This window comes from Lentzea sp. NPDC092896, from assembly GCF_044754905.1.
In the GTDB taxonomy this organism is placed as follows: Bacteria; Actinomycetota; Actinomycetes; order Mycobacteriales; family Pseudonocardiaceae; genus Lentzea.
This window is the reverse complement of sequence record NZ_JBIVPX010000005.1, coordinates 641,598-667,418: the sequence shown is the minus strand read 5'-3', so window position 1 is coordinate 667,418 and position 25,821 is coordinate 641,598. Positions and strand designations below refer to the sequence as shown.

23 protein-coding genes are annotated in these 25,821 nt (G+C 69.0%); 14 read left to right on the top strand and 9 right to left on the bottom strand.

What is annotated here, in order from left to right:
• The first annotated feature begins 60 nt into the window (after positions 1-60).
• A complete protein-coding gene (locus ACIQF0_RS27580; RefSeq protein WP_396425289.1) occupies positions 61-711 on the top strand; it encodes an HD family phosphohydrolase in 651 nt (216 codons plus the stop codon).
• Positions 712-734: 23 nt separating this feature from the next.
• Complete coding sequence (locus ACIQF0_RS27575) at positions 735-1,037, top strand: hypothetical protein (protein ID WP_401033794.1); 303 nt, start codon at positions 735-737, stop codon at positions 1,035-1,037.
• Here ACIQF0_RS27575 and ACIQF0_RS27570 read toward each other — a convergent pair.
• Genes ACIQF0_RS27570 through ACIQF0_RS27560 form a run of 3 tightly spaced genes read right to left on the bottom strand, consistent with a single transcriptional unit; the run spans position 1,021 to position 4,230 of the window.
• Positions 1,021-1,269 (bottom strand): three-helix bundle dimerization domain-containing protein, encoded by a 249-nt coding sequence (locus ACIQF0_RS27570; RefSeq protein WP_360031376.1) that lies wholly within the window; start codon positions 1,267-1,269, stop codon positions 1,021-1,023. The two genes, ACIQF0_RS27575 and ACIQF0_RS27570, sit on opposite strands and share 17 nt — an antisense overlap.
• A gap of 32 nt (positions 1,270-1,301) precedes the next feature.
• Positions 1,302-3,287, bottom strand: a complete 1,986-nt coding sequence (locus ACIQF0_RS27565; RefSeq protein ID WP_401033792.1) for a hypothetical protein — start codon at positions 3,285-3,287, stop codon at positions 1,302-1,304.
• 22 nt (positions 3,288-3,309) lie between these two features.
• Positions 3,310-4,230: a heme o synthase gene (locus ACIQF0_RS27560; protein ID WP_093601302.1), complete on the bottom strand. Its 921-nt coding sequence runs from the start codon at positions 4,228-4,230 to the stop codon at positions 3,310-3,312.
• 253 nt (positions 4,231-4,483) lie between these two features.
• Here ACIQF0_RS27560 and tkt point away from each other — a divergent pair, with 253 nt between their 5' ends.
• Genes tkt through pgl form a run of 6 tightly spaced genes read left to right on the top strand, consistent with a single transcriptional unit; the run spans position 4,484 to position 12,627 of the window.
• Complete coding sequence (tkt, locus tag ACIQF0_RS27555) at positions 4,484-6,568, top strand: transketolase (RefSeq protein WP_401033788.1); 2,085 nt, start codon at positions 4,484-4,486, stop codon at positions 6,566-6,568.
• 4 nt (positions 6,569-6,572) lie between these two features.
• Positions 6,573-7,685, top strand: a complete 1,113-nt coding sequence (gene tal, locus ACIQF0_RS27550) for a transaldolase (RefSeq protein ID WP_401033785.1) — start codon at positions 6,573-6,575, stop codon at positions 7,683-7,685.
• A gap of 25 nt (positions 7,686-7,710) precedes the next feature.
• Positions 7,711-9,297 (top strand): glucose-6-phosphate isomerase, encoded by a 1,587-nt coding sequence (locus tag ACIQF0_RS27545; protein ID WP_360031383.1) that lies wholly within the window; start codon positions 7,711-7,713, stop codon positions 9,295-9,297.
• Positions 9,298-9,347: 50 nt separating this feature from the next.
• Positions 9,348-10,835, top strand: a complete 1,488-nt coding sequence (zwf, locus tag ACIQF0_RS27540) for a glucose-6-phosphate dehydrogenase (RefSeq protein ID WP_360032503.1) — start codon at positions 9,348-9,350, stop codon at positions 10,833-10,835.
• Positions 10,832-11,851: a glucose-6-phosphate dehydrogenase assembly protein OpcA gene (gene opcA / locus ACIQF0_RS27535; RefSeq protein ID WP_360031385.1), complete on the top strand. Its 1,020-nt coding sequence runs from the start codon at positions 10,832-10,834 to the stop codon at positions 11,849-11,851. The genes zwf and opcA overlap by 4 nt, the downstream gene beginning before the upstream one ends.
• Positions 11,848-12,627 carry a 6-phosphogluconolactonase gene (gene pgl, locus ACIQF0_RS27530; RefSeq protein WP_401033783.1) on the top strand — a complete coding sequence of 260 codons (780 nt, stop codon included), beginning with the start codon at positions 11,848-11,850 and terminating at the stop codon, positions 12,625-12,627. The genes opcA and pgl overlap by 4 nt, the downstream gene beginning before the upstream one ends.
• Before the next feature lie 3 nt (positions 12,628-12,630).
• Here the strand turns inward: pgl and ACIQF0_RS27525 are convergent, their stop codons facing one another.
• Complete coding sequence (locus ACIQF0_RS27525; protein ID WP_401033781.1) at positions 12,631-13,530, bottom strand: M48 family metalloprotease; 900 nt, start codon at positions 13,528-13,530, stop codon at positions 12,631-12,633.
• A gap of 108 nt (positions 13,531-13,638) precedes the next feature.
• On the opposite strand from ACIQF0_RS27525, the gene ACIQF0_RS27520 reads away from it, so the two are divergent.
• Positions 13,639-14,070, top strand: coding sequence for a GNAT family N-acetyltransferase (locus ACIQF0_RS27520; protein ID WP_401033779.1), 432 nt, complete (start codon positions 13,639-13,641; stop codon positions 14,068-14,070).
• Positions 14,071-14,115: 45 nt separating this feature from the next.
• Here ACIQF0_RS27520 and ACIQF0_RS27515 read toward each other — a convergent pair whose 3' ends face one another.
• Positions 14,116-15,486 (bottom strand): hypothetical protein, encoded by a 1,371-nt coding sequence (locus ACIQF0_RS27515; protein ID WP_401033777.1) that lies wholly within the window; start codon positions 15,484-15,486, stop codon positions 14,116-14,118.
• A 117-nt stretch (positions 15,487-15,603) separates the two neighbouring features.
• Here ACIQF0_RS27515 and ACIQF0_RS27510 point away from each other — a divergent pair, with 117 nt between their 5' ends.
• The gene (locus tag ACIQF0_RS27510) at positions 15,604-18,441 is read left to right on the top strand and encodes a substrate-binding domain-containing protein (protein WP_401033775.1); all 2,838 of its coding nucleotides are present in this window, start codon (positions 15,604-15,606) and stop codon (positions 18,439-18,441) included.
• Here the strand turns inward: ACIQF0_RS27510 and ACIQF0_RS27505 are convergent.
• Positions 18,429-18,818: a response regulator gene (locus ACIQF0_RS27505; RefSeq protein WP_360031397.1), complete on the bottom strand. Its 390-nt coding sequence runs from the start codon at positions 18,816-18,818 to the stop codon at positions 18,429-18,431. The genes ACIQF0_RS27510 and ACIQF0_RS27505 overlap by 13 nt on opposite strands.
• A gap of 283 nt (positions 18,819-19,101) precedes the next feature.
• On the opposite strand from ACIQF0_RS27505, the gene ACIQF0_RS27500 reads away from it, so the two are divergent.
• From ACIQF0_RS27500 to ACIQF0_RS27490, 3 genes are all read left to right on the top strand, one after another.
• Entirely contained in the window at positions 19,102-19,638 is a 537-nt protein-coding gene (locus ACIQF0_RS27500; RefSeq protein ID WP_401033772.1) for a DUF4360 domain-containing protein, read from the top strand.
• 81 nt (positions 19,639-19,719) lie between these two features.
• Positions 19,720-20,349: a DUF4360 domain-containing protein gene (locus ACIQF0_RS27495; RefSeq protein ID WP_360031400.1), complete on the top strand. Its 630-nt coding sequence runs from the start codon at positions 19,720-19,722 to the stop codon at positions 20,347-20,349.
• A 143-nt stretch (positions 20,350-20,492) separates the two neighbouring features.
• Positions 20,493-21,749: a histidine kinase gene (locus tag ACIQF0_RS27490; protein ID WP_360031402.1), complete on the top strand. Its 1,257-nt coding sequence runs from the start codon at positions 20,493-20,495 to the stop codon at positions 21,747-21,749.
• Here the strand turns inward: ACIQF0_RS27490 and ACIQF0_RS27485 are convergent.
• The gene (locus ACIQF0_RS27485) at positions 21,739-22,833 is read right to left on the bottom strand and encodes a hypothetical protein (RefSeq protein WP_401033769.1); all 1,095 of its coding nucleotides are present in this window, start codon (positions 22,831-22,833) and stop codon (positions 21,739-21,741) included. The genes ACIQF0_RS27490 and ACIQF0_RS27485 overlap by 11 nt on opposite strands.
• 39 nt (positions 22,834-22,872) lie before the next feature.
• Here ACIQF0_RS27485 and ACIQF0_RS27480 point away from each other — a divergent pair, with 39 nt between their 5' ends.
• Entirely contained in the window at positions 22,873-23,493 is a 621-nt protein-coding gene (locus ACIQF0_RS27480) for a TetR/AcrR family transcriptional regulator (RefSeq protein WP_401033767.1), read from the top strand.
• On the opposite strand, the gene ACIQF0_RS27475 is transcribed toward ACIQF0_RS27480, so the two are convergent.
• Positions 23,480-25,090 carry a serine/threonine-protein kinase gene (locus tag ACIQF0_RS27475; protein WP_401033765.1) on the bottom strand — a complete coding sequence of 537 codons (1,611 nt, stop codon included), beginning with the start codon at positions 25,088-25,090 and terminating at the stop codon, positions 23,480-23,482. The two genes, ACIQF0_RS27480 and ACIQF0_RS27475, sit on opposite strands and share 14 nt — an antisense overlap.
• Positions 25,087-25,803 carry a hypothetical protein gene (locus ACIQF0_RS27470; protein ID WP_401033762.1) on the bottom strand — a complete coding sequence of 239 codons (717 nt, stop codon included), beginning with the start codon at positions 25,801-25,803 and terminating at the stop codon, positions 25,087-25,089. The genes ACIQF0_RS27475 and ACIQF0_RS27470 overlap by 4 nt, the downstream gene beginning before the upstream one ends.
• Positions 25,804-25,821 lie beyond the last annotated feature (18 nt).

Genomic DNA, 25,821 nt, shown 5'->3' with positions numbered 1-25,821 from the left:
AGGCCCGCCGAGGCCGCCGCGACACGCTTACCATCAGCCCACCTGTCAGGAGGGCTGATGATGCGTACGCGCACATTGATTCCGAGGTCTGTCATCGCGGACGTGGAGCAGCGCGTGAGGCGGCTGTGCGAGGACCTGGCCGCGAAGTTGCAGTTCCACGGCTGGCACCACGTGAGCTTCGTCCGGGACAAGTCCGTGCACTTCGCCGGGCGCAACGGTGCCGCGGCCGACGTCGTCGAGGTGGCCGCGCTGGTGCACGACCTGAACTACATGGTCCGCCGCAACTCGCTGCCCACGGATGGCGAGGCGTTGCGCCGCAAGGTGCTGTTCGTCGCCGGTGTCTCCCTGGGCGACATCGAGTGGATCGAACGGATCGTCGTCGAGGCGGAGATGCGCACCCGCTCCCGCGACATCTCGCTGGAGGCGCAGGCGCTGTCCGACGCGGACACGCTGTTCAAGGCGCTGCCGGTCACGCCGGTCGTCCTGGCGCACAAGTACCTCCAGGAGAACGGCATCACGTTGCGCGAGCTCGCGCACAAGATCGTGGGCGAGCAGGTGGGCAAAGCCGACGAGGGCTACTACTTTTACGACTCGGAGGCCGCCGCGACCTACACGAAGTGGGCCGAGACGAACCTCCTGTTGTGGAAGTGCATCGTTGAGTCCCTCGACGACCCGTGCGTCGAGGACCTGCTGACCAAGGTGGCGTCCTGAGCACGTTCTTCATCCGAAACGGCGTGGAGTCGGTCGCGGCCGGCGACTACGACCCGCGCGAAGCAGTTGTCGTGTGGCATGAGGTGTTCAACGAGGTGTGGGCGCCTCTGCCCGAAGACAACGTTGTCGCGCTCCCTGATGCCCTCGTGGCGCAGCTCGTCAAAGCCGATCCAGCACGCATGCACGACGTCGCACTGTCGTGGGCACCTCTCGTCGACATGGACTTCCACGCCGCGTTCGCGCACCTCAGTGAGTTGTCACGGCTTGCGCGCACGGCTGTGAGCCGTGCCGAGACCGTCTACCTCCGGGTCAGCGAGCAGGCGTGAGGCCCGCGGTCTGCTGTTGAGGCATCGTGACCCCGATGGCGGTGAACGCGAGTTCACGGGCCGCGCGTCGTGCGGTGAGCACGGCGAGATGAGTGCCCACCGTCGCCGTGCGGAGTAGCTCGGCGTGCGTGGCGGCGGCGACCTCCTCGATCACCTCGTCCGGCACCCGGTCACCGAAGGCCTCGGTCAGTTCCGCGACGGCCTGACGGATCTGGGCCTGCGAGTTCAGCATGCCGAGGTAAACGATCAGCCGGCCCCGTCGGTTCAGCGAAGCCGGAGATCCGCGCTTCCGTGCAACGCGTACGCGAGCCCCATCACGTTGCCACGACTGAGCATCTCCCACCGGATCTGCCGCAACGCGTCACCGGCGCGCAGGCCGGCCGCCAGCCGCGACAGCATCATTCCCGTGACCCAGCCGGCCATGTCCTGCGGCACGGCGACCTCTGGACTGACGACGCCCGACGCGCCGTGCTCGACGAACGAGGGCACCAGGCCGGCCATCGGTGACGTCCCCACGACCAACGGCTTGCGCACGGGCCAGTGCGGACGCGGCCACACACCCTCGCGATCCCACCGTGCGATCTCCTCGGCATCGAGGAACCCCTCGCGGAAATGCAGGTGCACGACGTCCATCGACTCACCGGCCAACACGAGTCCCAGTTCAGCCGGGGTCACGTAGGCCGAGGACACCGCCTCCGGCGAGATCTGCGACATCAGCTCCGTGACGTGCCGCTCGGTGAGGCCGCGATCCATCCCCGCGTCGACCGCCATCGACACCTCGAACGGCCACGGGCGCGGCGATACGCGCGCCACCAGCGGCCCGGCCGGATGCTCCAGCACGCTCGACAGACCCCAGAAACCGAAGGGGCACAACACGTTCCCGCTGTGGTCGGCCACCGGGCAGTGCGCCGGCACCTCTCCCCCGGCACCGAACGGCCCGAACTGCCCGACCGACGCGCACAACCGGTGCGGACCGTCCGCGAACGGCAGGTCGTAGATCATCGGCCACGGCACCGGCCCGGCGTCCGGCGAAGCGATCATCAGCCCGGCCGGACGACCGGTCACCCGCGCCGCCCGCCGGATCGCGTCGGCCGGCCCGAGACCGCCGAACAGCCGTGAGTACACCTCGGCCCCCTGCCGGGCGAGGAACGCGAGATCCGCGCAGTAGGCCGGGAAGTCCTTGCCGTACCAGGGATCCAGCGCGGACAACGCAGGCAGCGGCAGCGCGCAGCCGGCCAGGCTGACCCACGACGGCACCCCGCCCGCCGACACCAGCGCCCGGTCGCCGAGCACGAGAACGGACGCTGCCCGCGACGACGAGGGCGGGAGGTCGGCGAACGTGCGGGAGAGCTTCAGCCGCGGCACCGTCCGGGACTCGCCCGCGCCGACCGGCAGCACGACCTGCTGGACGTGCACCGGCACGACCCCGTGGTAGATGACCAGCTCACCGGTCCACGGCACGGCGGCGTACGGCGTGGTGACCTCGAAGCTCACCCACGAGCTGGGCCCGTCCGCGGGCAGCACGAACGACTCGGCCTGGACCGGCCGCCCCGGCATGCTCAGCACGGCCCGCAGCCCCAGGTCCCCCGGCAGCACGGCGCTGTGCGCCCCGACGCGCGCCCACACCTCGTAGTCGCCGCCGGGCCGCAACGCTCCCGCGATGCCCTGGGTCGCTCCGGGCAGCGCGACCATCACGGTGACCGCGCGGTCCGCGACCACCGGCGGCGCGGGCAGCGAGGTGTAGGTCATCGCGCCCCGCCGCTCCAGCTCCCGGAACTGCCAGAGGACGTCCTCCAGCCGCCCCTCGCCGGAACCGCGCGGCACCGCGAGCACGACGTGCGGCGCGCTCCACCCGACCAGCGCCGAGGAAGCGTCCACACCGGACACCCAGGTGTGCACGGCGGTGAAGAGCACGACCGGCCGGCCCAGGCCGCGCAACGACGCGACCACCGGAGCCGAGTCCCACGAACGCGTGTCGTGCAGCGCCACGACGTCGCCGGGCACGTCCGCGAGCGACGGCAGCGCCGAGGCCGACGAGAAGTGGCGGAGGTCGAGCACCGCGAACCGCAGCACCCGCACCTCGGTCGTGACCACGGCGGACCCGGTCGATCCGACGGCGAGCCCCTGGCTGACCTGCGCCCAGCCGCCCGGATCGGTGATCACGACCAGGGAGGACGCGGGTGTCAGGGCCGCGACGAAGTCCAGTGGTGAACCTTCACCACCGGTGACGGTGAACTCAACGGGCGCCACAGCCGTACGACTGGAAGTGCAGCTAGAACGGCCAGCCAAGCACCGGCAACCCGACAACGGCGTCCACGGCGAGTCCGCAGAACACGAGCATCAGGTAGAGGTTCGACATGTGGAAGAACTTCATGGTGTTCGTGGAACCGCCACGGCGAACAACGTTGTGCAGCTTGTGCGCGAAGACGGCGAACCACACGCCCGACAGCGCCGCGACCGCAACGTAGATCCAGGAGGTGACGGGAGCGAGGGCCAGCGTGCAGACGACGGTGATCCAGCTGTAGATCACGATCTGCCGCGTCACCTGCTGAGCTGTCGCCACCACGGGCAGCATGGGCACGCCTGCTCGGGCGTAGTCCTCCTTGAACTTCATCGCGAGGGCCCAGGTGTGCGGCGGCGTCCAGAAGAAGATGACGCCGAACATGACCAGCGCCGGCCACTCGACGGTGCCCGTCACCGCAGACCAGCCGATGATCACCGGCATGCAGCCCGCCATGCCGCCCCAGATGATGTTCTGGGAGGTGCGGCGCTTGAGCACCAGCGTGTACACGAAGATGTAGAAGAGAATGGTCGCCACCGCGAACGCGGCCGACATCAGGTTGACGAAGATCCAGAGGAACGCGAACGAGACGATTCCGAGCACGATGCCGAAGATCAGGGCGTTGCGCGGCGGAATGGCGTTGTGCGCGAGCGGCCGGGCCGCCGTCCGCTTCATGACCGAGTCGATGTCGGCGTCGACGAAGCAGTTGAGGGCATTTGCCGACCCCGCGGCGAGGGTGCCGCCGGTGAGGGTGCAGGCGATGAGCCACAGGGGCGGCAGGCCGTGCTGGGCCAGCAGCATCGCGGGGATCGTGGTGATCAGCAGGAGCTCGATGACCCGCGGCTTCGTGAGCGCCACGTAAGCGCCAACAACCTGGCGAGGCGACCTGGGGGCCTCGAGGACGGCACTCATCGCGGGAACGCTCCTCGTGTTGAGACAGGTGTGAAATCCAGCGACTGATGGTAACCGCGCAAAGAATTCACAGCCCGTTCGGGTGCTGGTGTGCCCCGGCACACACGTGCCTGGGACCTTTCAGAGCAACATCTGAATCTCTCAGGACTAGGCTGGCCGGAGGACGTGGGAGAGAAGCGGGTCAGGCCGTTCGGGATCGATTCACGGACGGTTCGCGGACCCGCCTTAGCGACAAGTTTGGAGCTGTAAGTCCGTGACCGTCACCGACGACATCACCCGGCTCACCAAGGCCGATCTGCCTGACGACTGGACCGAGCTCGACAAGCGCGCCGTGGACACCGCGCGTGTGCTCGCGGCGGACGCCGTGCAGAACGTCGGCAACGGCCATCCCGGCACCGCGATGAGCCTTGCCCCGCTCGCGTACACGTTGTTCCAGCGCGTGCTGCGGCACGACCCCGCGGACGCGGACTGGATCGGCCGCGACCGGTTCGTGCTCTCCGCCGGGCACTCCAGCCTGACGCTCTACGTGCAGCTGTTCCTGTCGGGGTACGGCCTGGAGGTCGACGACCTCAAGACCCTGCGCAAGTGGGGCTCGAAGACGCCGGGTCACCCCGAGCACGGCCACACCAGGGGTGTCGAGATCACCACCGGCCCGCTGGGCTCCGGTCTCGCCTCCGCCGTCGGCATGGCCATGGCCGCCCGCCGCGAGCGCGGTCTCTTCGACCCGGACGCCGCGCAGGGCACCAGCCCGTTCGACCACCACATCTACGTGATCGCCTCCGACGGTGACATCGAGGAGGGCGTCACCTCCGAGGCCTCGTCGCTCGCGGGCACGCAGCAGCTGGGCAACCTGGTCGTCTTCTACGACGACAACAAGATCTCCATCGAGGACGACACGACGATCGCGCTGTCCGAGGACACCGCGAAGCGCTACGAGGCCTACGGCTGGCACGTCCAGGTCGTGGAGTCCGGCGAGAACGTCAAGGGCATCCTCGAGGCCGTCGAGAAGGCCAAGGCCGTCACCGACAAGCCGTCCTTCATCCTGCTGCGCACGATCATCGGCTACCCGGCGCCGAACAAGCAGAACACCGGTGCCGCGCACGGTGCCGCGCTGGGCGTCGACGAGGTCAAGGCCACCAAGCAGATCCTCGGCTTCGACCCCGAGCAGACCTTCGAGGTCGCCGACGAGGTCCTGGCGCACGCCCGCGAGGTTGTCAAGCGCGGCGAGCACGCCAAGGCCGAGTGGCAGAAGGGCTTCGACGCGTGGGCCGCCGCCAACGCCGAGAACAAGAAGCTGCTGGACCGTCTCGTCGCCCGCGAGCTGCCCGAGGGCTGGGACGCCGACCTGCCGGTCTACCCGGTGGACGCCAAGGGCGTGCCGACCCGCAAGGCCTCCGGTGAGGTCATCAACGCGCTGGCCAAGCACCTGCCCGAGCTGTGGGGCGGTTCGGCCGACCTGGCCGAGTCCAACCTGACGACGATCAAGGGCGCCAAGTCCTTCGGCCCGCCGTCGATCTCCACGGGCATGTGGAACGCCGACCCGTACGGCCGCGTGCTGCACTTCGGTGTCCGCGAGCACGCGATGGGCGCGATCCTCAACGGCATCGCCCTGCACGGCCCGACCCGCCCGTTCGGTGGCACGTTCCTCGTGTTCTCCGACTACATGCGCCCGTCGGTGCGGCTGGCCGCGATCATGCAGGCCGCCGTGACGTACGTGTGGACGCACGACTCCATCGGCCTGGGCGAGGACGGCCCGACGCACCAGCCGATCGAGCACCTCGCCGCCCTGCGCGCGATCCCGGACTTCACCGTGATCCGTCCCGGTGACGCGAACGAGACCGCGTACGCGTGGAAGGCCACCATCGAGCAGCTCGGCCCGGTCGGGTTCGCGCTCAGCCGGCAGAACCTGCCGACGCTTCCGGGCACCTCCGCCGAGGGCGTCAAGCGCGGTGGTTACGTGCTCTTCGGTGACGACAACCCCGAGATCGTGATCATCGGCACAGGCTCTGAGCTGCAGATCGCCGCCGAGGCCGGGAAGGCCCTGCAGGCCGACGGCGTTGCAGTGCGTGTGGTGTCGATGCCGTCGATCGAGTGGTTCGAGAAGCAGGACGCCGAGTACCGCGAGTCGGTCATCCCGTCGTCGGTCAAGGCGCGCGTCGCGGTCGAGGCCGGCATCGCGCAGCCGTGGTACCGCTACGTCGGCGACAACGGCGAGATCGTCTCGATCGAGCACTTCGGTGCCTCGGCCGACTACCAGGTTCTGTTCAAGGAGTTCGGCTTCACGACGGAGAACGTCGTGGCCGCCGCCCGCCGTTCCCTTGACCGAGTGAGGGGTTAATCCAGTGAGCAAGCCCAACCTCGACGCCCTGTCCGGCGCCGGAGTTTCCATCTGGCTCGACGACCTGTCCCGTGAGCGGCTCACCAGCGGCAACCTGGACGAGCTGATCCGCGACTGGAACGTCGTCGGTGTCACGACGAACCCGACGATCTTCGCGGGCGCGCTCTCGAAGGGCGAGTCCTACGACGAGCAGGTGCGTGAGCTCGCGAACCGCGGTGCCGACACCGAGGCGACCATCCGCGAGGTCACCACGACGGACGTCCGCAACGCGTGCGACAAGTTCCGCGACATCTACAACTCGACCAAGGGTGTGGACGGCCGCGTCTCCATCGAGGTCGACCCGCGCCTGGCGTTCGACACGGACAAGACCGTGGCCGAGGCGCAGGACCTGTGGAAGACCGTGGACCGGCCGAACCTGCTGGTGAAGATCCCGGCCACGGAGGCGGGCATCCCCGCGATCACGAAGGTGATCGCGGAGGGCATCTCCGTCAACGTCACCCTGATCTTCTCGGTCGAGCGCTACGAGAAGGTCATGGACGCCTACGTCGCCGGTCTGGAGCAGGCCAAGGCGAACGGCCACGACCTGCGTTCGATCCACTCGGTCGCGTCGTTCTTCGTGTCCCGCGTGGACACCGAGATCGACAAGCGGCTCGGTGCGATCGGCACGGACGAGGCGACCGCGCTCAAGGGCAAGGCCGCTCTCGCCAACGCGTACATCGCCTACGGAGCGTTCGAGAAGACGTTCCAGGGCGAGCGCTGGGAGGCTCTCAAGGCGGACGGCGCGAACGCGCAGCGTCCACTGTGGGCGTCGACCGGTGTGAAGGACCCGAGCTACTCCCCCACCCTGTACGTCGACCAGCTCGTCGTGAACGACGTCGTGAACACGATGCCGGAGAAGACGCTGCAGGCCGTCGCCGACGCGGGCAAGATCACCGGTGACACGGTCACCGGACGCGCCGCGGAAGGCCAGGAGGTGTTCGACCAGCTCGCCGCCGTGGGAATCGATCTCCAGGACGTGTTCGTCACGCTGGAGACCGAGGGTGTCGAGAAGTTCGAGAAGTCCTGGGAAGAGTTGCTCGAGACGGTGACGAACCAACTGGCTCAACTGAAGGGCTGATCACGAAGTGACCTCCGTCGAAATCGTGAGGTCACCGAACGCCGACCAGGTCAGCATCATCGCTGCTGACCTGGTCGCGGATTCGGTGCCGAGCAAGCTGACCGCGCAGGACCCGACCCTGTGGGGGCCGGAAGCCGAGTCCGAGGCGAGCATTCGCCTCTCCTGGACGACGTTGCACGAGACGTCCCGTGCGCTGCTCCCCGATCTCGTGGCGCTGCGCGCCGCACTGCACGCCGAGGGCGTCGACCGCGTCGTCCTCGCCGGCATGGGTGGCTCGTCGCTGGCCCCCGAGGTGATCACGCGCACGGCCGGCGTGCCCCTGGTCGTGCTGGACACCACCGATCCCGCCCAGGTCGCCGACGCCCTCGCCGGTGATCTCGAGCGCACGGTGATCGTGGTGTCGTCCAAGTCCGGAGGGACTGTCGAGACCGACAGCCACCGGCGCATCTTCGAGAAGGCTTTCACGGACGCGGGCATCGACGCCGCGTCCCGCATCGTGGTGGTCACCGACCCCGGCTCGCCCCTGCAGAAGGCGTCCGAGGAAGCGGGCTACCGCAAGGTGTTCCTGGCCGACCCGAACGTCGGTGGCCGGTACTCGGCGCTGACCGCGTTCGGCCTGGTGCCGTCCTACCTGGCCGGTGCGGACGTCGAGACGCTGCTCGACGACGCGGCCGAGGTCGCGAAGGTCGTGTCCCAGGACTCCCCGGAGAACCCGGCGGTCGTGCTGGCCGGTGTCTTCGGCGCCGCGCACGCGCACGGTGCCGAGAAGATCGTCTTCGCGGACACCGGGTCCGGCATCAAGGGCTTCGGCGACTGGGCCGAGCAGCTCATCGCCGAGTCGACGGGCAAGAACGGCACCGGCCTGCTGCCGGTCGTCGTCGAAGGTCCCGGTGCCGAAGGCTTCGTGAACGCACGTTCGGACGCCACCACCGTCGCGATCGGACCGGCCACCGGGTCGGCGAACATCGCGGTCGAGGGTCCGCTGGGCGCGCAGTTCCTGTTGTGGGAGTACGCGACCGCGCTCGTCGGCCGGGTGCTCGGCATCAACCCGTTCGACCAGCCCGACGTCGAGGCCGCGAAGAAGGCCTCCCGCGCGCTGCTCGACGCGCCTGCCGTCGCCGCGACCGTCCCGTCCTTCGTGGACGGACCGGTCGAGGGACACGGCACGGACTGGGCGCCGCGCAAGGTCCACACCGTCGCGGAAGCGCTTGCGGCGATCGTTGAAGTGGCGCCCGACCACGGCTACATCTCGGTTCAGGCGTACTTGGACAGGATCGACGACGCGTCGTTCGAGCTGCTCCGTGCGGAGATCGCGAAGAGGACGCACCTGCAGACCACGTTCGGCTGGGGTCCGCGCTTCCTGCACTCGACCGGCCAGTACCACAAGGGCGGTCACCAGAACGGCGTGTTCATCCAGATCACCGGCGAGTCCGGTGACGACCTGGAGGTGCCCGGCCGTCCCTACACGCTGGCGCAGCTGCAGCTCGCGCAGGCGCTCGGCGACGGTCAGGTCCTGGCCGAACACGGTCGCCCGGTGCTGCGTCTTCACCTCGAGGACCGCATCGCCGGACTGGCCCAGCTCGTCGAGGCAGTCCAGGAGGACGGCTCGTGACCACATCCGCCAAGTGGCACAACCCGCTGCGGGACGCGCGCGACAAGCGCATGCCCCGCATCGCGGGCCCGAGCGCGCTGGTCATCTTCGGTGTCACCGGTGACCTGTCGCGCAAGAAGCTCATGCCCGCGATCTACGACCTCGCGAACCGGGGTCTGCTGCCGCCGGGCTTCGGTCTGGTGGGCTTCGCCCGCCGCGACTGGGCCGACCAGGACTTCATGAAGGTCGTCCACGACGCGGTCAAGGAACACGCGCGCACGCCGTTCAACGAGGCCGTGTGGCAGCAGCTCGCCGAGGGCATCCGGTTCGTGCAGGGCACGTTCGACGACGACCAGTCGTTCGACAACCTGGCCTCGTGCCTGGCCCAGCTCGACGCCGAGCGCGGCACGGGCGGCAACCACGCGTTCTACCTGTCGATCCCGCCGGGCGCGTTCCCGACGGTGGTCAACCAGCTCAAGCGCGCGGGTCTCGCCCAGACGGCACCCGACCAGTGGCGCCGCGTCGTCATCGAGAAGCCGTTCGGTCACGACCTGAAGTCCGCCAAGGAACTGAACCGCACGGTCAACGAGGTCTTCCCCGAGGAGTCGGTGTTCCGCATCGACCACTACCTCGGCAAGGAGACCGTGCAGAACATCCTGGCGCTGCGGTTCGCGAACCAGCTGTACGAACCCATCTGGAACTCGAACTACGTCGACCACGTGCAGATCACCATGGCCGAGGACATCGGTCTCGGTGGCCGCGCCGGGTACTACGACGGCATCGGCGCGACGCGCGACGTCATCCAGAACCACCTGCTGCAGCTGCTCGCGCTGATCGCGATGGAGGAGCCGGTCTCGTTCAAGCCGGCCGACCTCCGCGCGGAGAAGGTGAAGATCCTCTCGGCGACGCGGCCCGCGCAGCCGTTCGAGGAGACCACCTCGCGCGGTCAGTACACCGGTGGCTGGCAGGGCGGCCAGAAGGTCCCCGGTCTGCTCGAGGAGGGCGGTTTCTCGCCCGAGTCGAAGACCGAGACGTTCGGCGCGATCACCTGCGAGGTCAACACCCGTCGCTGGGCCGGGGTGCCGTTCTACCTGCGCACCGGCAAGCGCCTGGGCCGTCGCGTCACCGAGGTGGCCGTCGTGTTCAAGCGGGCGCCGCACCTGCCGTTCGACGACACCGCGACCGAGGAACTCGGTCAGAACGCCCTGGTGGTCCGGGTTCAGCCGGACGAGGGCGTGACGATCCGGTTCGGGTCGAAGGTGCCGGGCAACACCATGGAAGTTCGCGACGTCACGATGGACTTCGGTTACGGCCACTCGTTCACCGAGTCGTCGCCGGAGGCCTACGAGCGGCTGCTGCTCGACGTGCTGCTCGGTGAGCCGTCGCTGTTCCCGAAGAACGACGAGGTCGAGCTGTCCTGGGAGATCCTGGACCCGGTGCTGGAGTTCTGGGCTCGCAAGGACGAACCCGCGCTCGAGAAGTACAAGGCCGGTACGTGGGGGCCGCCGTCGGCGGACGCGATGACGGCTCGCACCGGAAGGCACTGGAGGCGTCCGTGATCATCGACCTGCCCTCGACCACCACCTCCCAGATCAACTCGCGGCTGGTCCGGCTGCGGGACGAAGGCGGTGCGACGACCCTCGGTCGCGTGCTGACCCTCGTGATCGTGACCGAGGACGGCCAGCGCACCGACGCCGCGATCGACGCGGCCAACGACGCTTCGCGCGAGCACCCCTGTCGCGTGATCGTCGTGGCCCGCGGTGCTCGTCAGGCGGCACCTCGCCTGGACGCGCAGATCCGCGTCGGTGGCGACGCCGGAGCCTCGGAAGTCGTCGTCCTGCGCCTGTACGGCGAACTGGCCAAGGAAGGCGCCTCGTGCGTCATGCCGCTGCTGCTGCCGGACACCCCGGTCGTGGCGTGGTGGCCGTTCGACGCGCCGGTGTCGCCGTCGAAGGACCCGATCGGTCAGCTCGCGCAGCGTCGCATCACCGACGCCGCGGCCGAGAAGAACCCGATCAAGGCCCTGGAGTCGCGGCGCGCGCACTACGCGCCGGGCGACACGGACCTGGCGTGGACGCGGCTGACGTTGTGGCGCGCCATGCTCGCCGCGTCGCTGGACCTGCCGCCGTACGAGAAGATCACCGAGGCCGAGGTGACCGGTGAGGCCGACTCGCCGTCCACCGACCTCCTCGCGGCCTGGCTGACCGACAAGCTGAAGGTCTCGGCCAGGCGCTACAAGGCGACCTCGGGCGAAGGCATCGTGCAGGTGAAGCTGGACCGTCCGTCCGGCGCCGTCGACCTGCACCGCCCGGACGGCAAGGTGGGCACGCTGGAGCAGCCCGGCCAGCCGTCGCGTCGCGTGGCGCTGCAGCGTCGTTCGGTCCGCGACTGCCTCGCCGAGGAACTGCGCCGTCTCGACCCCGACGAGGTCTACGCGGCGGCGTTGAAGTCGCTGTCGAAGATCTCCAGGGGCCGTGCGCACTCCGCGGCGAAGCCGGCTGACGAGGCTCCCGCAGCGGAGTCCGCCAACGGTTCCGCCGCACCCAAGAAGTCGAAGGCGAAGGCTGGTTCGTGAGCAATTCGCAAGTGGTGGTCCACCGCGACGGCGACCTTCTGGCCGCCGCCGCGGCGGCCCGCCTGGTGACCCGCATGGTCGACGCCCAGGCCGCGCGCGGCTACGCGTCCGTCGTGCTGACCGGCGGCCGCACCGGCACCGCCGTCCTGGAGCACCTGAACCGGGGCGCCGCGCGCGACGCGGTGGACTGGTCCCGGGTCGACCTGTTCTGGGGCGACGAGCGTTTCCTGCCGTCCGGTCACCCGGACCGCAACGAGACGCAGGCCCGTGCCGCGCTGCTGGACCACGTTCCGCTGGACCCGTCGCGGGTGCACGTGATGGAGCCTTCGGACGGCAAGTTCGGCGACGACCCCGAGGCGGCCGCTGAGGCTTACGCCGCCGTGCTGGCTTCCCTTGCGCGGCCGGAGGACCACGGCGACGTGCCCACGTTCGACGTCTGCCTGCTGGGCGTCGGCGAAGAGGGCCACGTGGCGTCGGTCTTTCCGGATTCTCCTGCGGTGCACGAGAAGGAGCGGACGGTCGTGGCCGTGCGCAACTGCCCGAAGCCGCCGCCGACGCGCGTGTCGCTGACGCTGGCCTCGACGCGGTGCGCGCAGGAGGTCTGGCTGATGACCACCGGCGAGGCCAAGGCCGCCGCCGTGGCCATGGCGCTGGACGGCGCCGGCGAGGTGCAGATCCCCGCCGCCGGTGCCACCGGCCGCCGCAGGACGTTGTGGTTGCTGGACACCGCGGCCGCCTCGGCGGTACCGGCGTTGTTCAAGCCACCGCTGGCGTGACGTTCAGGCCCCTGGGCTCCGGCTCAGGGGCCTTCGCCTTTCTCCGCGCAACTTGCTGATGCGCAGCGCGCACGACGGGTGCGAGGCCAGCATCCGAGCCTTGAACCCGGCGTGGGCCCGTTGCTCGTCGTAGCCTTCCTTCACCCAGCGCTGCAACACTTCCAGCAGCACCAGCCGGTACCCGAGTTCGGCCGCGACCCGGTCCGCGTGCAACTCGGCCCTCCTGCTCGCCAGTGCCAGCAGGGGCGCGATCACCGGCACCAGCAACACCCACGGGCTGATCAGCACAGCGGCGACACCGAGCGCCACGATCAGCACGAAGCTGACGACCCTGGCCCCGGTCGTGCCGATCTTGTCGCCCGCCACGTAGATGCCCGCCCCGGCGACGACGACCAGCCACACCACCGCCCGTGCCGGCAGCTCGAACCACCAGCGCAGCAACGAGATCTTCGTGTGCCCGGCCAGGTGATGCCCGATCTCGTGCGCCAGCACCGCTTCGAGCTGCTTGCGCGGCAACTGCAACGCCGCCGTCGACACCCCGACGACGTGCCCGCCGACGGCCATCGCGTTGATCTCCCTGGAGTTCTGGATCCGCAGCCGGTACCTCCCGGGATCCACCCCGGCCGCCCCACACGCCTCCTCCAGCAACGGCTCCAGCGCGGCCCGCTCCGTCCCGGTGGGCCCGCGCATCCCGTGCACCAGCGCCGCCAGCAGCTTGCCCGTGGCCGGCAGGAACACGATCACGCCGGAAAGCAGCCACACCACCGGAAACAGCCACGGCGTCTCCGGCGTCACGGCTCTGCCGGCGAGCGTGATGATCAGCAGGCTGCTCAGCACCGTCGGCACCCCGAGCAGCAACTCGATCACGGCGGACATGTCGAAGCGTCGTCGGGGAGCGCGCACGTCATCACCTCGGGTCCGAGCGTTCCAGCGCGATCCCGTTTGTGTCCAGCCGAGTCGCCCGTCTCGCCCAGCGTGGTTAGCTGGAGGAGTCAACCGAGGGGGGTCGAGTTGCAGATCCGGGACGTGCTGGCCGAAGACGCGCCGGCGATCCACCAGATCAACCGCGAGGCGCTGGACTACGACTTCCCGCTGGAGGACACAGCGGCCCAGCTCGCGCGGATCATCAAGGCACCCAACGTGGTGCTGTTCGTGGCCGACGACGGCGCCGAGGTGCTGGGCTACGTCCAGCTGAGCGACTACGAGAACACCTATCACCGGCCGCTGAAGAACCTGATCACGCTGGCCATCTCGCCACGCCACCAACGCCGGGGTGTGGGGAGGGCGTTGCTGGCCGCCGGCGAGGAGTGGGCCTGGGCCGACGGTGCCGCCGGCATCCGGCTGGTGACCGGGGCGAACCGCGTGCACGCGCGGGAGTTCTACGCGGCCAACGGATACGTGGTCCGCAAGGAGCAGACCAACCTCATCAAGTGGTGGGCCTGACCGGCCTTCCCGGCGGGGGTGTGCGGCGCAGGAACGTCTCGTCGCTCATACCTCGCCCCGGTCCACCAGTTCCTCCATCACGTGCACCGGCAGCGACGGGTTCGCCGCCGCGGCCCCAGCCGTGAACTCACTCCCCAGCAACTCCACGATCGCCGGAACCGGCAGGTGCGGATGAGCGGCGGCCAGATGCCGGGCCTGCGCGTCCTCCAGGCACAGCAACAGAGTTGCACCCCACGCCGCAGGATGCCGCGCGACGGCCCGATAGGTCTCCTCGAGCGAACCGGACCGCAAAGCCATGTGGTGCAACAACTCGGGCGGGCACAACGGATTCCGCGCCACCCGCGGGAACAGCCGCGGCCCGTGCCGCTCGACCAGCTCCCACAACTGCGCGACCGTCACCAGCGGATGGGTCGCAACCGCGCCCGCGACTCCACCATCGGAATCAAGCACCAGGCGGGCGAACAGGTCCGCGGGCAGGTCAGGACGCGCGGCCACCAGCATCCGCACCTGCGCCACCGGGCAGACAGCCAGTTCCCGAAGCTCAGTGACGGAAGCGGAAGCGATGCGGGGCAACGGATCGGGCCCGATGCGCGCTGACGGGGCCAGTTCCACCAGAAGGTCCAACGGGATCGCCGGGTTGCGCAGGAGCACGAGGCGCAGGGCCCGGGTCCCGGTGAGCTGGCGCAGGACCGGCACCGGGGCGGCGGGGTTCGCGGCCAGCTGCGACAGGATGCCGGGTTCGAGTTCCGAGGCGAGCTGGTCATAGACGTCGGACGGCAGGTCGGTGCGTTCGGCCAGGAAGTAGCGGGATGCGTGGTGGCGCAGCAGGTCCGCGGCGATGGACGAAGGTGTCGCGGGGTTGGCGGCCAGTTCGCGGGCCAGGGCGTCCTCGAAGCTCAACGAGGCCAGCACCGAAGCGGGCGTGTGCGGCCCGGCGGCGAGTGCGCGGCGCACGTCGAGGCTCGCGTGGCCGCTCAGCGTCACGGCCAGGGCAAGAGGTAATGGTTGGAAGGTAACCAGTTCGGCGACCACGGACGGGTCGGAGTCGCGGGCCAGCAGGGCGACCACGTCGGCGGGCAGGGAGCAGGCCCATTCCGGGAGTCGCGCGCGGATGGCCGGGTCCGGGTGGAACGCCAGTGCGCGGGCCAGTGCGGGATCGGCGTCGGGGCTTCCGGTCACCACCAAGGCGACCGATTCGTTGGTGATGGGTATGTCGGCCGGGTGAACCAACCCCTTGCCCAGCAGCGTGTACACGGTTGTGGAGTCGGCATGGGCGAGGAGCGCGCGTATGTGCGCAGGAGAGAGATCAGCGCGTTGCGCCAGGTCAGGGGCCAACTCGGGGTGGGTGACCAGGCGGTCGAGCAACGTGGCCGGCAGCGCGGGGTTCGACGCCAGACCCTCCAGTACAGCGTTCACCAATCTCCCTGGTAACACGGCAGGCATTCCCCCCGACAACGCGTATCATCCCCAATCGCGTTGAGTAGCGGGGGTTTTGTGGCAAACGGCAGTGCGAAGCGACGTCCCACCATCGGGATGATCACCGCTGGCCCGCTCATCGAGCTCGCGGGCGAGCAGTGGCGTGGTGTCAGCGACGGAGCTCAGCGCCTCGGGTGCGACCTCGTGTGTTTCGTGGGCAGTGAACTGGACCATCCGGACCCGCTCAAGCGTCGCGCGAACACGGTCTACGACCTCATCTCGCCGAACCGCATCGATGCGCTCGTGGTGTGGACTACGCGCGTGGGGCAGCTCATCGGGCCCGAGGGCATGCAGGAGTACGTGAAGCGGTACGCACCCATGCCCATCGTGAGCGTCGAAACAAGCCTTGCCCAGTGGCCAACGATTCTGATGAACAACCGCGACGGCATGAAGCAGGCCGTCGACCACCTCATCGAGGTGCACGGCAAACGCCGGATCGCGTTCGTCCGGGGGCCGCAAACGCATGCGGGCGCACGGGAGCGGTTCCTCGGCTACGCGGATTCGTTGCGCAACCACGGGATCCCGTTCGACCCCGCGCTCGTCACGATGCCGGGCTCGTTCATCTGGGAACCGAACGGCGCGACGCAGGCCGTGCGCAGGATGCTCGCCCGCATCAAGGAACCGCCGGACGCCATCGCCGCCGCGAACGACGACTACGCGATCGGGGTCGTGTCCGCGCTGGAGGAACTGGGCTACCGCACGCCGGAGGACGTCGCCGTCGTCGGGTACGGCAACCACACGAACGTTCGCACGCACGACGCGGCGACGCCCGCGTTCACCACCGTCAGGGCGCCGTTCCTCGAAATGGGCTTCCGGGCGGCCGAACTCGCGGTGGCGCTGGTCAAGGGCCAGCCGACGCGCGAGCACCAGACCCTGCCGACCCAACTGATCGTGCGCCGCTCGTGCGGCTGCCTGCCGTCCGGGCTCGGCGACCACGCGCCCGCGCACGACCGGCTCAGCATCAACGAGTCCGCGACCGCGTCCACGGTGGCGGACCACCTGCGCGACTCGCTCGGGAAGCCCTCCGCGGACCTGCCGGACGGGTGGGCCGAGCAGCTGGTCGTCGAACTGATGGCGGCGGGACGCGGTGAGGTCGAGGGCGCGGAGTTCCTCAAGCTGCTGGCCGAGTACATCCGCTGGACCGCGCGCGCAGGGTGCGAACCGGCGAAGTGGTGGCCACCGCTGTTCGACCTGCATCGGTTCGTGACGGCGCGGATCAGCGACGCGACGATCATCAACGACCTGTGGCTGCGCGTGCAGCTGCTTCTCGGTGATGCGTTCGCCACGGACGCACGCTTCAAGTACCTGTCGCACGAGCGTCACGACCAGACGGTCCGTGAAGCGGGGCAACGGCTCATCGCGTCACGGGACGTGGACGAGTTGACGACCGCTCTCGCCGAGGAACTCCCCCGCCTCGCCATCCCCGGCTGTCACGTCATGGCGTACGACACGCCAGGCACGGCGCGCGCGCTCGTCCGGTACGAGAACGCCGAACTCAAGACCCCGCCGGCCACCCCGTTCCCCACGATCAACCTGACGCCGTACCCGTTCAAACGCAACGTGCCGTTCAGCGCGCTGATCGCCCCGCTCTACACCGACGAGGACCACCTCGGGTACGTGATCTTCGAGGAGGGCCCGGAGCCCGGCTGGATCTACGAGGCGGTGCAGCAGCAGCTCAGCAGCGCGTTGCGGAGCATCAGGCTGATGCAGGAACTGAAGGACGCGCGCGCACGGCTCGAAGAACGCGTCGGCGAGACCGAAGCGCAGCTACGGCACGCACAGAAGATGGAGGCCATCGGGCGGTTGACCGGTGGCATCGCGCACGACTTCAACAACATCCTCACGGTCGTGAACGGCAACAGCGAGATGCTGCTGCGACGGACCCTCCCGGACGATCCGAGGCGCACGGCGATCGAGGACATCAGGCACGCGGGCGAGCGGGCCGCGAACCTGACCAGGCAGCTGCTCGCGTTCACCCGCCAGCAGGTCCTGCACCCGGAGTCCCTGGACCTCAAGCACAACCTCACCAAGGTCGAGTCGATGCTGCGCACGCTCGTCGGCGAGGACATCGAGCTGGACATCGACCTGCCGGAGGACGTCGCGCAGGTGTGGGCGGACGCAGGCCAGGTCGAGCAGATCCTGTTCAACCTCGCGGTCAACTCCCGCGACGCGATGCCCACCGGCGGCACGCTCCGGATCTCGATCGCGGACCGGACCCTCGGCAACGGCGACACCGGCCGGATCGTCGGCGTGCGGCCCGGCGAGTACGTCGTGATGCGCGTCCAGGACACCGGCGCGGGCATGGCGCCGGACGTGCAGGCGCAGGTGTTCGAGCCGTACTTCACGACCAAACCGGTGGGCAAGGGCACCGGTCTCGGCCTGTCCACGGTGTTCGGCATCGTGCAGCAGTCCGGCGGGCAGATCGAACTGATCAGCGCGCTGGGCGAGGGCACGACCGTGGAGGTCTATCTGCCCGTGCCGCACGAACGCAATGGCACGCCCGAAGCACCGTGCGCGCGTCGCACCACAACGCACCAGGGCGTCGGCACGGTGCTGCTCGTGGAGGACGACGCGCAGGTGCGGGTCATGACCCGGCGCTCACTGGAGACCGCGGGCTACGCGGTGATCGAGGCGGGCGACGGCCAGGAGGCGCTGCAACTCGCGACGGCGCACCGCAGCACGATCGAGCTCGTGCTCACGGACGTCGTGATGCCGAAGATGGGCGGCCCCGAGCTCGTCCGGCTGCTGCGCTCGACCGGCGCGGCACCGGCCGTGATCTACGTGTCCGGGTACACGACCGACGAGATCCTCGACGACGAGGTGCTGATCACCAAGCCGTACGTGGAGTCGGACCTGCTCGAACGCGTGCGGCAGGTCCTCAGTCAGGACGCCTGAGCGCGGCGGGACACGGCGAGACGGACCGTCTCGTCCAGCGCCTCGATCCGGAACGGCTTCTGCAGGTATCCGGCGACGTCGTGCCCGGCGAACCGCCGCTCCAGCGACGCGCGGTCGTAGCCGCTGGTCAGCACCACCGGCACGGCGAGGCCCTCGCGTTCGACCTGTGCCAGCACCTCTTCGCCGGACAGGCCCGGCATGCTGTGGTCGAGCAGCATCGCGCTGATGTCGGCGGACCGTTCGCGCAGGATCGCGAGCGCCTCGATGCCGTCGCTGGCCTGCAGAACTGTGAAGCCCAGCTCCTCGAGCAGGCTCACGGTGTACCTACGCACGGGGTCCTCGTCCTCGACCACGAGCACCAGCCCAGCCAGCGACATGCGGGCAAGTATGCCGGAAACTATTCGTGCCTTCAGCACCAGGTGTCCGACTATTTTTGGTAATTCTTCACGAACTGCTCCATCAGTGTGACCTGGGCCATTTGGATCACACCATTGGTTGAGGGTCTGCGCTAACCTTCGCGCACCGCTGCCGCTCCACGCTGAGAAAGAGGCACCAGGAAAGGCCAACTTCATGCGTAAAGCGACGGCAGCAGCCGCTCTGGCCGTGCTGTTCACATTGTCGTCAGCACCCGCACACGCCGCGACGATTCCTTCGGAGCGCGTGACGATCGACGTGGTGACGGTGAACGGTTCCGGGTGCAAGCAGGGCAGCGCCGAAGTGATCGTCTCATCGGACAACACCTCGTTCTGGGTGATCTACAGCGACTACCTGGCCCAGGCGGGCAAGGGTGCCGGTGCGACCGACTTCCGCAAGAACTGCCAGCTCACGCTGCAGATCAACGTCCCGCAGGGCTTCACGTACGGCATCGCGGAAGCGACCTACGGCGGCTACGGGTACCTCAAACCCGGCGCGACCGGGTACCAGTCGGTGAATTACTACTTCCAGGGTCAATCGGCCACCACCACGTGGAAGCACTCGTTCACGGGGCCGTTCGACGACAACTGGTCGATCACCCACAAGACCGAGTTCTCGGAGATCGTCTGGTCGCCGTGCGGCGAGCAGAAGAATCTCAACGTCAACAGCGCACTGCGCGTCGACAAGGGTAGCTCGGATGCCAATACAAACAGTTTCATGACGATGGACTACCAGCGCGGAGAAGTGCGCACTCTGCACCACTTCTCGTGGAAGCGCTGCTGATTTTCTGACAAAGGCCGCCGCCACCGAAGTTCCAACCGCCGCCACCCCTCCCTGCGAGACGCGTTTGGAAAGGTGCCCCTCATGCTCAACGCGGTTGCCGCTGCCCTGCTGGCCTCGGCCATCATCATCCCGCCCGGTTCGCCCAACGAGACGCCGCCGCCCGACCACATCACCATCGACGTCGTCACGGTCAACGGCTCCGGCTGCCCGGCGGGCACCGCGGCCGTCGCGGTGTCCGAGGACAACAAGGCCTTCACGGTCACCTACAGCGACTACCTGGCCCAGATCGGCGTCGGCGCGCGACCGACCGACTTCCGCAAGAACTGCCAGCTCAACCTGCGGGTCAACGTCCCGCAGGGCTTCACCTACGGCATCGCCCAGGCCGACTACAGAGGCTTCGCGCACCTGGAGAGAGGCGCGTACGCCATCCAGAAGGCCAACTACTACTTCCAGGGCATGTCGCAGAACGACTCGGCGCAGCACCGCTACAACGGCCCGCACAGCGACGACTGGCAGGCCACCGACCAGACCGAGGTCGCCGCGATCGTCTACTCGCCGTGCGGCGAGAAGCGGAACTTCAACATCAACACCGAGCTCCGCGTCTACCCCGGCACGTCCAACACGGCCACGACGACGAGCTTCGTGTCGATGGACTCCACGGACGGTGCGATCGACACGACCTACCAGTTCAGCTGGAAGACCTGCCCCTGATAGCCCCTCAGTAGTGCCGTGACTACCGCACGCGTCCGCACGGACGTGTGCGGTAGCACATATGTGAGAGGAGCCGCGTACAGATTCGCGTGTGCGGGCGTCTTACCCCCATGACGGGGCAGGTCGGGGTAAAGGGGCAGCCAATGCCATCCGCCGCATACGCGCAGTACGGTGAGGATCGCAAGGCTCACAGGGGAGGTCGGATCCTGACCACGACGCTGCTCCCGGCCAGACGGTCGGAGGAGACCGCGGCCGGCTCGCGCTGGCCGCTCAGTGGTGACTACCGCCAGGTGCTCGCGGACCTGGCGTTGATCTTCTTCGCCGTGCTCGACGTCTGGCTGTACGGGCTGTGGCTCGAGGCCGACCCGATCACGGACCTCCCGCCGGTCGAGAACTACCAGCTGTGGCTCAACTGGCTCGCGGTCGGCGCGCTGGTCCTGCGGCGGCGGTTCCCGTTCCTCACGCTCGTGCTGACCATTCCCGGCTTCTTCGTCGGCTGGTCGCAGCTCGCCGCGATGATCGCCCTGTACACGGTCGCCCGCCGCTACCTCGGCGGCTGGCAGACGGGCCTCGCGGCCGCGCTGGTGTGGCTCTGCCGGTTCGTCGCCTGGCCGTTCCAGGAGCTGATCGACCGGCCCGCCTCCGGCCACTTCCACTCCGCGATCTACGGCTTCCTCGTGTCGGGCCTGCCGATCGCGATCGGCCTGCTGGTGCACGCGCGCCAGGAGCTGTCCGACCGCATCCGCGAACTGGCCGAGTCACGCGAGAGAGAACGCGTGCTGCACGCGCACGCCATCCGTGCCGACGAACGGGCAAAGCTCGCCCGCGAGATGCACGACGTGGTGTCGCACCAGGTCAGTCTTATCGCCATGCAGGCCGGTGCGTTGCGCATGGCCGTGGTCGACGCCGAGCACAAGCAGGTCGCCGGCACCATCCGCATGTTGTCGACGCGCACGCTCGATGAACTCCGCACGCTCGTGTCCGTCCTGCGCACCACGGACGACACCCAGCCGGGCCTCGACGAGCTGTCCGACCTGGCCGCCGACGCGGGCTTCGAGGTGACCATCCAGCTCAAGGGCCCGGTCGAGGACCTCCCCGCACCGGTGTCCGGCGCCGTCTACCGGACGGTGCAGGAGGCCCTGACCAACATCCGCAAGCACGCGGTGGGCTCGAGCGCGACGGTGTTCATCGACGCCCAGTACGACGACAACGTGCAGGTCGAGGTGCGCAACACCGCCCCGTCCAGCCCGTCGTCGTCGCTGCCCAGCGGAGGTCACGGCCTGGTCGGCCTGCGCGAACGCGCCACGTTGCTCGGCGGCGAGTTCTCGGCGGGACCGACCGAGGACGGCGGCTTCCTCGTGACGGCGTCGTTCCCGAGGGAACGCGTCATCACCGATTGAAGCCCTGGAAGGCGTGGAACGACTTCTTGGGCTCCAGGCGGTAGGGCGAGTTGTCGTCGTCGAACCGCTCACGCATCGTGCGCAGCAGGCTGTACGAGGCCATGTCGTAGTCGCGATCGCGGCACGTCGGGTTGTGCGGTGAGTCCGGCGTGATGACCGAGTACAGGTGCGAGCCTTCGACATCGGGCTGTGCGTCGAACACGCGCAGCATGCGGGCGATGTGGTCGGCCTGCTCGCGTTCGTTGCGCTCGAAGCCGGGCTTGATCACCGGCGGGTCGGCCTCGTAGTCGACGATGTCCCATCCCATCCCGCCGGCCTTCGCGGCACCGGTGAACGTGCAGCAGCCGTACTCCATGATCATCAGCGGCTTGCCCCAGTGGCGGTACTTGTCCAGGTCAGCGGTGTACTCGGCATCGGTCTCGAAGTGCGTGTAGTAGTCGAGGCCGACGAGGTCGAACAAAGACCAGTCGTTCCAGTCGCCGTCCGCCCCCGCGGCCGCGCCGTAGGTGATCCGGCCCCGGAACTCCCTGCGCGCCACCTCGACGGCCTTCACCATGAACTCGCGGAAGCGCCCGATGACCGCGGGCCAGTCCGTGATCGACGGGATGTTCGCGAGCCGGTCCAGGAACGTGTCGCCGGGGATGATGCCCGGCGTGAACAGGAAGTGCTCGCAGCCGGTCACGAACGTGACGTTGTCGCCGCGCCGCTTCCGTTCGGCCGTGCGCGCGGCCTCGGCCATGTGCTCCAGGATCTGCTCTTGGGGGTGGTCGTAGAGCCTCGGCTGCACGAAGACCCGCATGCCCTGACGCAACGCCACGTCCGTCGTCTCGGCGAGGCGGCCGAGATCGCTGCCGAACGCCGAGATCGACGGGCAGCGCAGCTCGCCGGCGAGGATGCGGATCTCCCGTTCCAGCTGCTGACGGCTCCAGCGCACGCGACTCAACGGCTCCCCCGCCGCGTGCAGCACGCCGGTGTCGTAGCAGACACCGCCGCGCTTCCTCGGTGCCGCTGACGCCGTGCCCCCCGTGATGCTCAGTGCCGCGGCACCCACGGCGGCCCTCAAGAACACCTTTCGACTGATCATCGTTCCCCCTCGACTAGTTGCTCAACTAGACTCCTGTTCATGCAACCAGAAAATCGGCCGGGCGACCAGAAGCGCAGCTTCATCGAGGACGCCCGGCGCGGTCAGATCGTGGCCGCGACCATCGCGACGATCGCCGAGATCGGGTACGCGAAGGCGTCGTTCGTGCAGATCGCACAGCGTGCGGGCATCAGCCCGGGGCTCATCACGTACCACTTCGCGAAGCGCGAGGAACTGATGAAGCAGGTCATGCTGACCGTGCACGACTCGATGGACCGCGCTCTGACCGCACGCTCCGAGAGCGCCGACGGCTACGTCACGGCGCTGCGGTCGCTCATCGAAGGTTTCGTCCACTACTGCGCCGAATACCCCGCGGAACTCATCGCAATCTCTCAGATCGCGGCCGCCGCACGGGACGCCGAAGCCGCACGGACGTGGTCGGAGGAGCAGAACGAGCGCACGCTGACGGAGCTGGAGGACATGTTCCGCGAGGGTCAGGCGTGCGGTGAGCTGCGCGAGTTCGCGCCCAGGGTGATGGCCGTGTCGGTCATCGCCGCGATGGAGGCGGCGCCGGCCGAGCTCATGGCCCGGCCGGACACCGACGTCACCCGGTACGCGAAGGAGCTCGCGGACCTGTTCGAACTGGCGGTCAGGCGCGCTTAGACGCCAGCGACGCGCTCAGAGCCGCCGCCGCACCGAGCACACCGCACGTGAGCGCCACCGACAACGTCGGCTCGTGCTCCAGCAGCACCGACACGAGCAGCCACACGGACAGGCCGAGGCCGAGGCCCAGCGGCACCGACGCGATCACCGCCGCCAGGCCGGTCTGCCGCCGCCGCAACGCCCGCAGGTTCGACTCCAGGTAGGCGAACGTGAAGAGCAGCAACAACGCCGAGCCCGTGCCCATCAGGCTCAGCCACGGCGTCTGGTTGGACTTGAGCAGGAACGGCGCCCCGTCGTCGACGCGCGCCGTCACGACGCCGCCGATGATCCACCGCGCCGCGCCGGGCAGCACGAAGCCCTCCGGCGTGCGCTCAGGCACGTCGGCGAGCGGGATCCCGGCCGCCGTCACGACGAGATGCGTGCCGTCGACCTTCACCGGGTCTGCCAGGTCCTGCGAGATGACGATCTCGGGCGGGCTCCCGGTCGCCACGAACGGCACGACGGCCATCGCGATCAACGCGAGGGCTGCGACCAGCCACAGCGCCCAGGGCTTCGACGGCGGCCTGATCACCTCCGAGGCCGGCACCAGCGTGCTGCTGCCGCTCAGCCGTGCGGCGGGGATCGGGTCGACCAGCGTGGCCCGGATCCGCTGCCCCGTGAGCGTGACGGTGTCGCGCTCCGGCACGGGCCGCAGCGACGGACGCGTGGAAGACGACGACACCTGCGGTGCGAGGTGCACGGGCATGCCCAGACGCACGAGCCAGTCCGGGCCGAACAGCTGGCCCGCCGCGCCCGCCAAGTCGATCGCGAACGTCTCGGCGTTGCGGTACCGCGCCTCCGGCTCCCGCGCGATGCTGCGCATCACCACGCCCGCAAGGGGTTCCGGCACCTTCGGCACCGGCCGCGGTTCCTGGAAGACCCGCTTCTGGATCATTGCGATCGGGCCGCCGCCGCGTTCGAACGGCAGGTCGCCGCACAGCAGTTCGTAGAGCATCGTGCCGGTCGCGTAGACGTCGGCCGCGGGCGACAGCGCGTTGCCCATCGCCTGCTCCGGCGCGATGTAGGCGGGGGTGCCGAGCACCGCGCCACCGTGCGTCACGAGCGTCGCGCCCTCCGACACGACCTGGGAGATGCCGAAGTCCGCCACCTTCACCACGCCGTTCGAGGTGAAGAGCAGGTTCTTGGGCTTCACGTCGAGGTGCAGCACCCCGGCCTCGTGCGCCGCGTGCAGACCCGACAGCGCCGCCAGCACGATCCCGCACGACTGCTGCGCGGTCAGGCCGTCGCCGGAGAACCGCGACCAGACCGTGCCGCCGTCGAGCCGTTCCATCACCAGCAGGTGCTCGCCCTGCTGCCGGACGTAGTCGTAGACGGGCACGATGTGCGGGTGGTCGAGGCGGGCCAGCAGCCGCGCCTCGTGCTCGAAGCGCTCGCTCATCCGCGGATCCTCGGCCACCGCGTGCGGCAGCCGTTTGATCGCCACGGGACGCCCCAGCTGACGGTGCACACCGCCGTAGACGACACCCATGCCGCCCTCGCCGATCTGCTCACCGACGGCGTACTGCGGCAGCGCGGCGACCACACTGGACTGAATCACCGTTGAATCCTCACGGTATCCACATCGGACGGATGCCGCCGCTCACCGGGGTGCGGCGTCAGGTATCCGAGCACGAACGCGGCCGCGGCGGCGCCCACGATGAACGGGATCTCGGCCGTGGGCGACGGCGCCACCAGCCGCAGCACCGACAACGAGATCACCGCGACCAGCCCGGTGCCGATCCCGGCGGGCAGGAACCGCATGGCGCGCTGCCACCGGTTCGGGGGCAGGCGCCGGCGGGCCAGCGCGATCAACGCCCCCGCCCACGACAACCCGGTCAGCACGAGCACGCCCAGACCGAACGCCCCGTAGACCGACCAGAGCGAGCCCTTGACGTCTCCGGTCGTCTCGACGGAGGCGATGCTCTCCCGCCCGACGTCGATGACCTCAACTGTGACCGGAAGGAGACCAATCGCCTGCGAGCCGAGGTCGGTGGGCTCCAGCGGGAACGACCGGGTCTCCGAGGACTTCGCCGGCACGTCGAACGGAACCGTTGTGTCGTAAGCGAAGAAGGTCAACGCGAGCGCGGTGCCGCTGATGCGCACGGTCTTCACGCGCTGCACGGCGGTCGTGTTGTTGCGGACCGTGACCGAGACCTTGGCGGTCTGCGAGGGGTCCAGAACGAGATTCCCTACTCCAACCGGCCTACCGTCCACATCGGCCTCGAGGATCACAGACCCGTCCTGTGCGAGGGCCGCCGGGGGAAGCAGCATAATTCCGCACCACAGCAG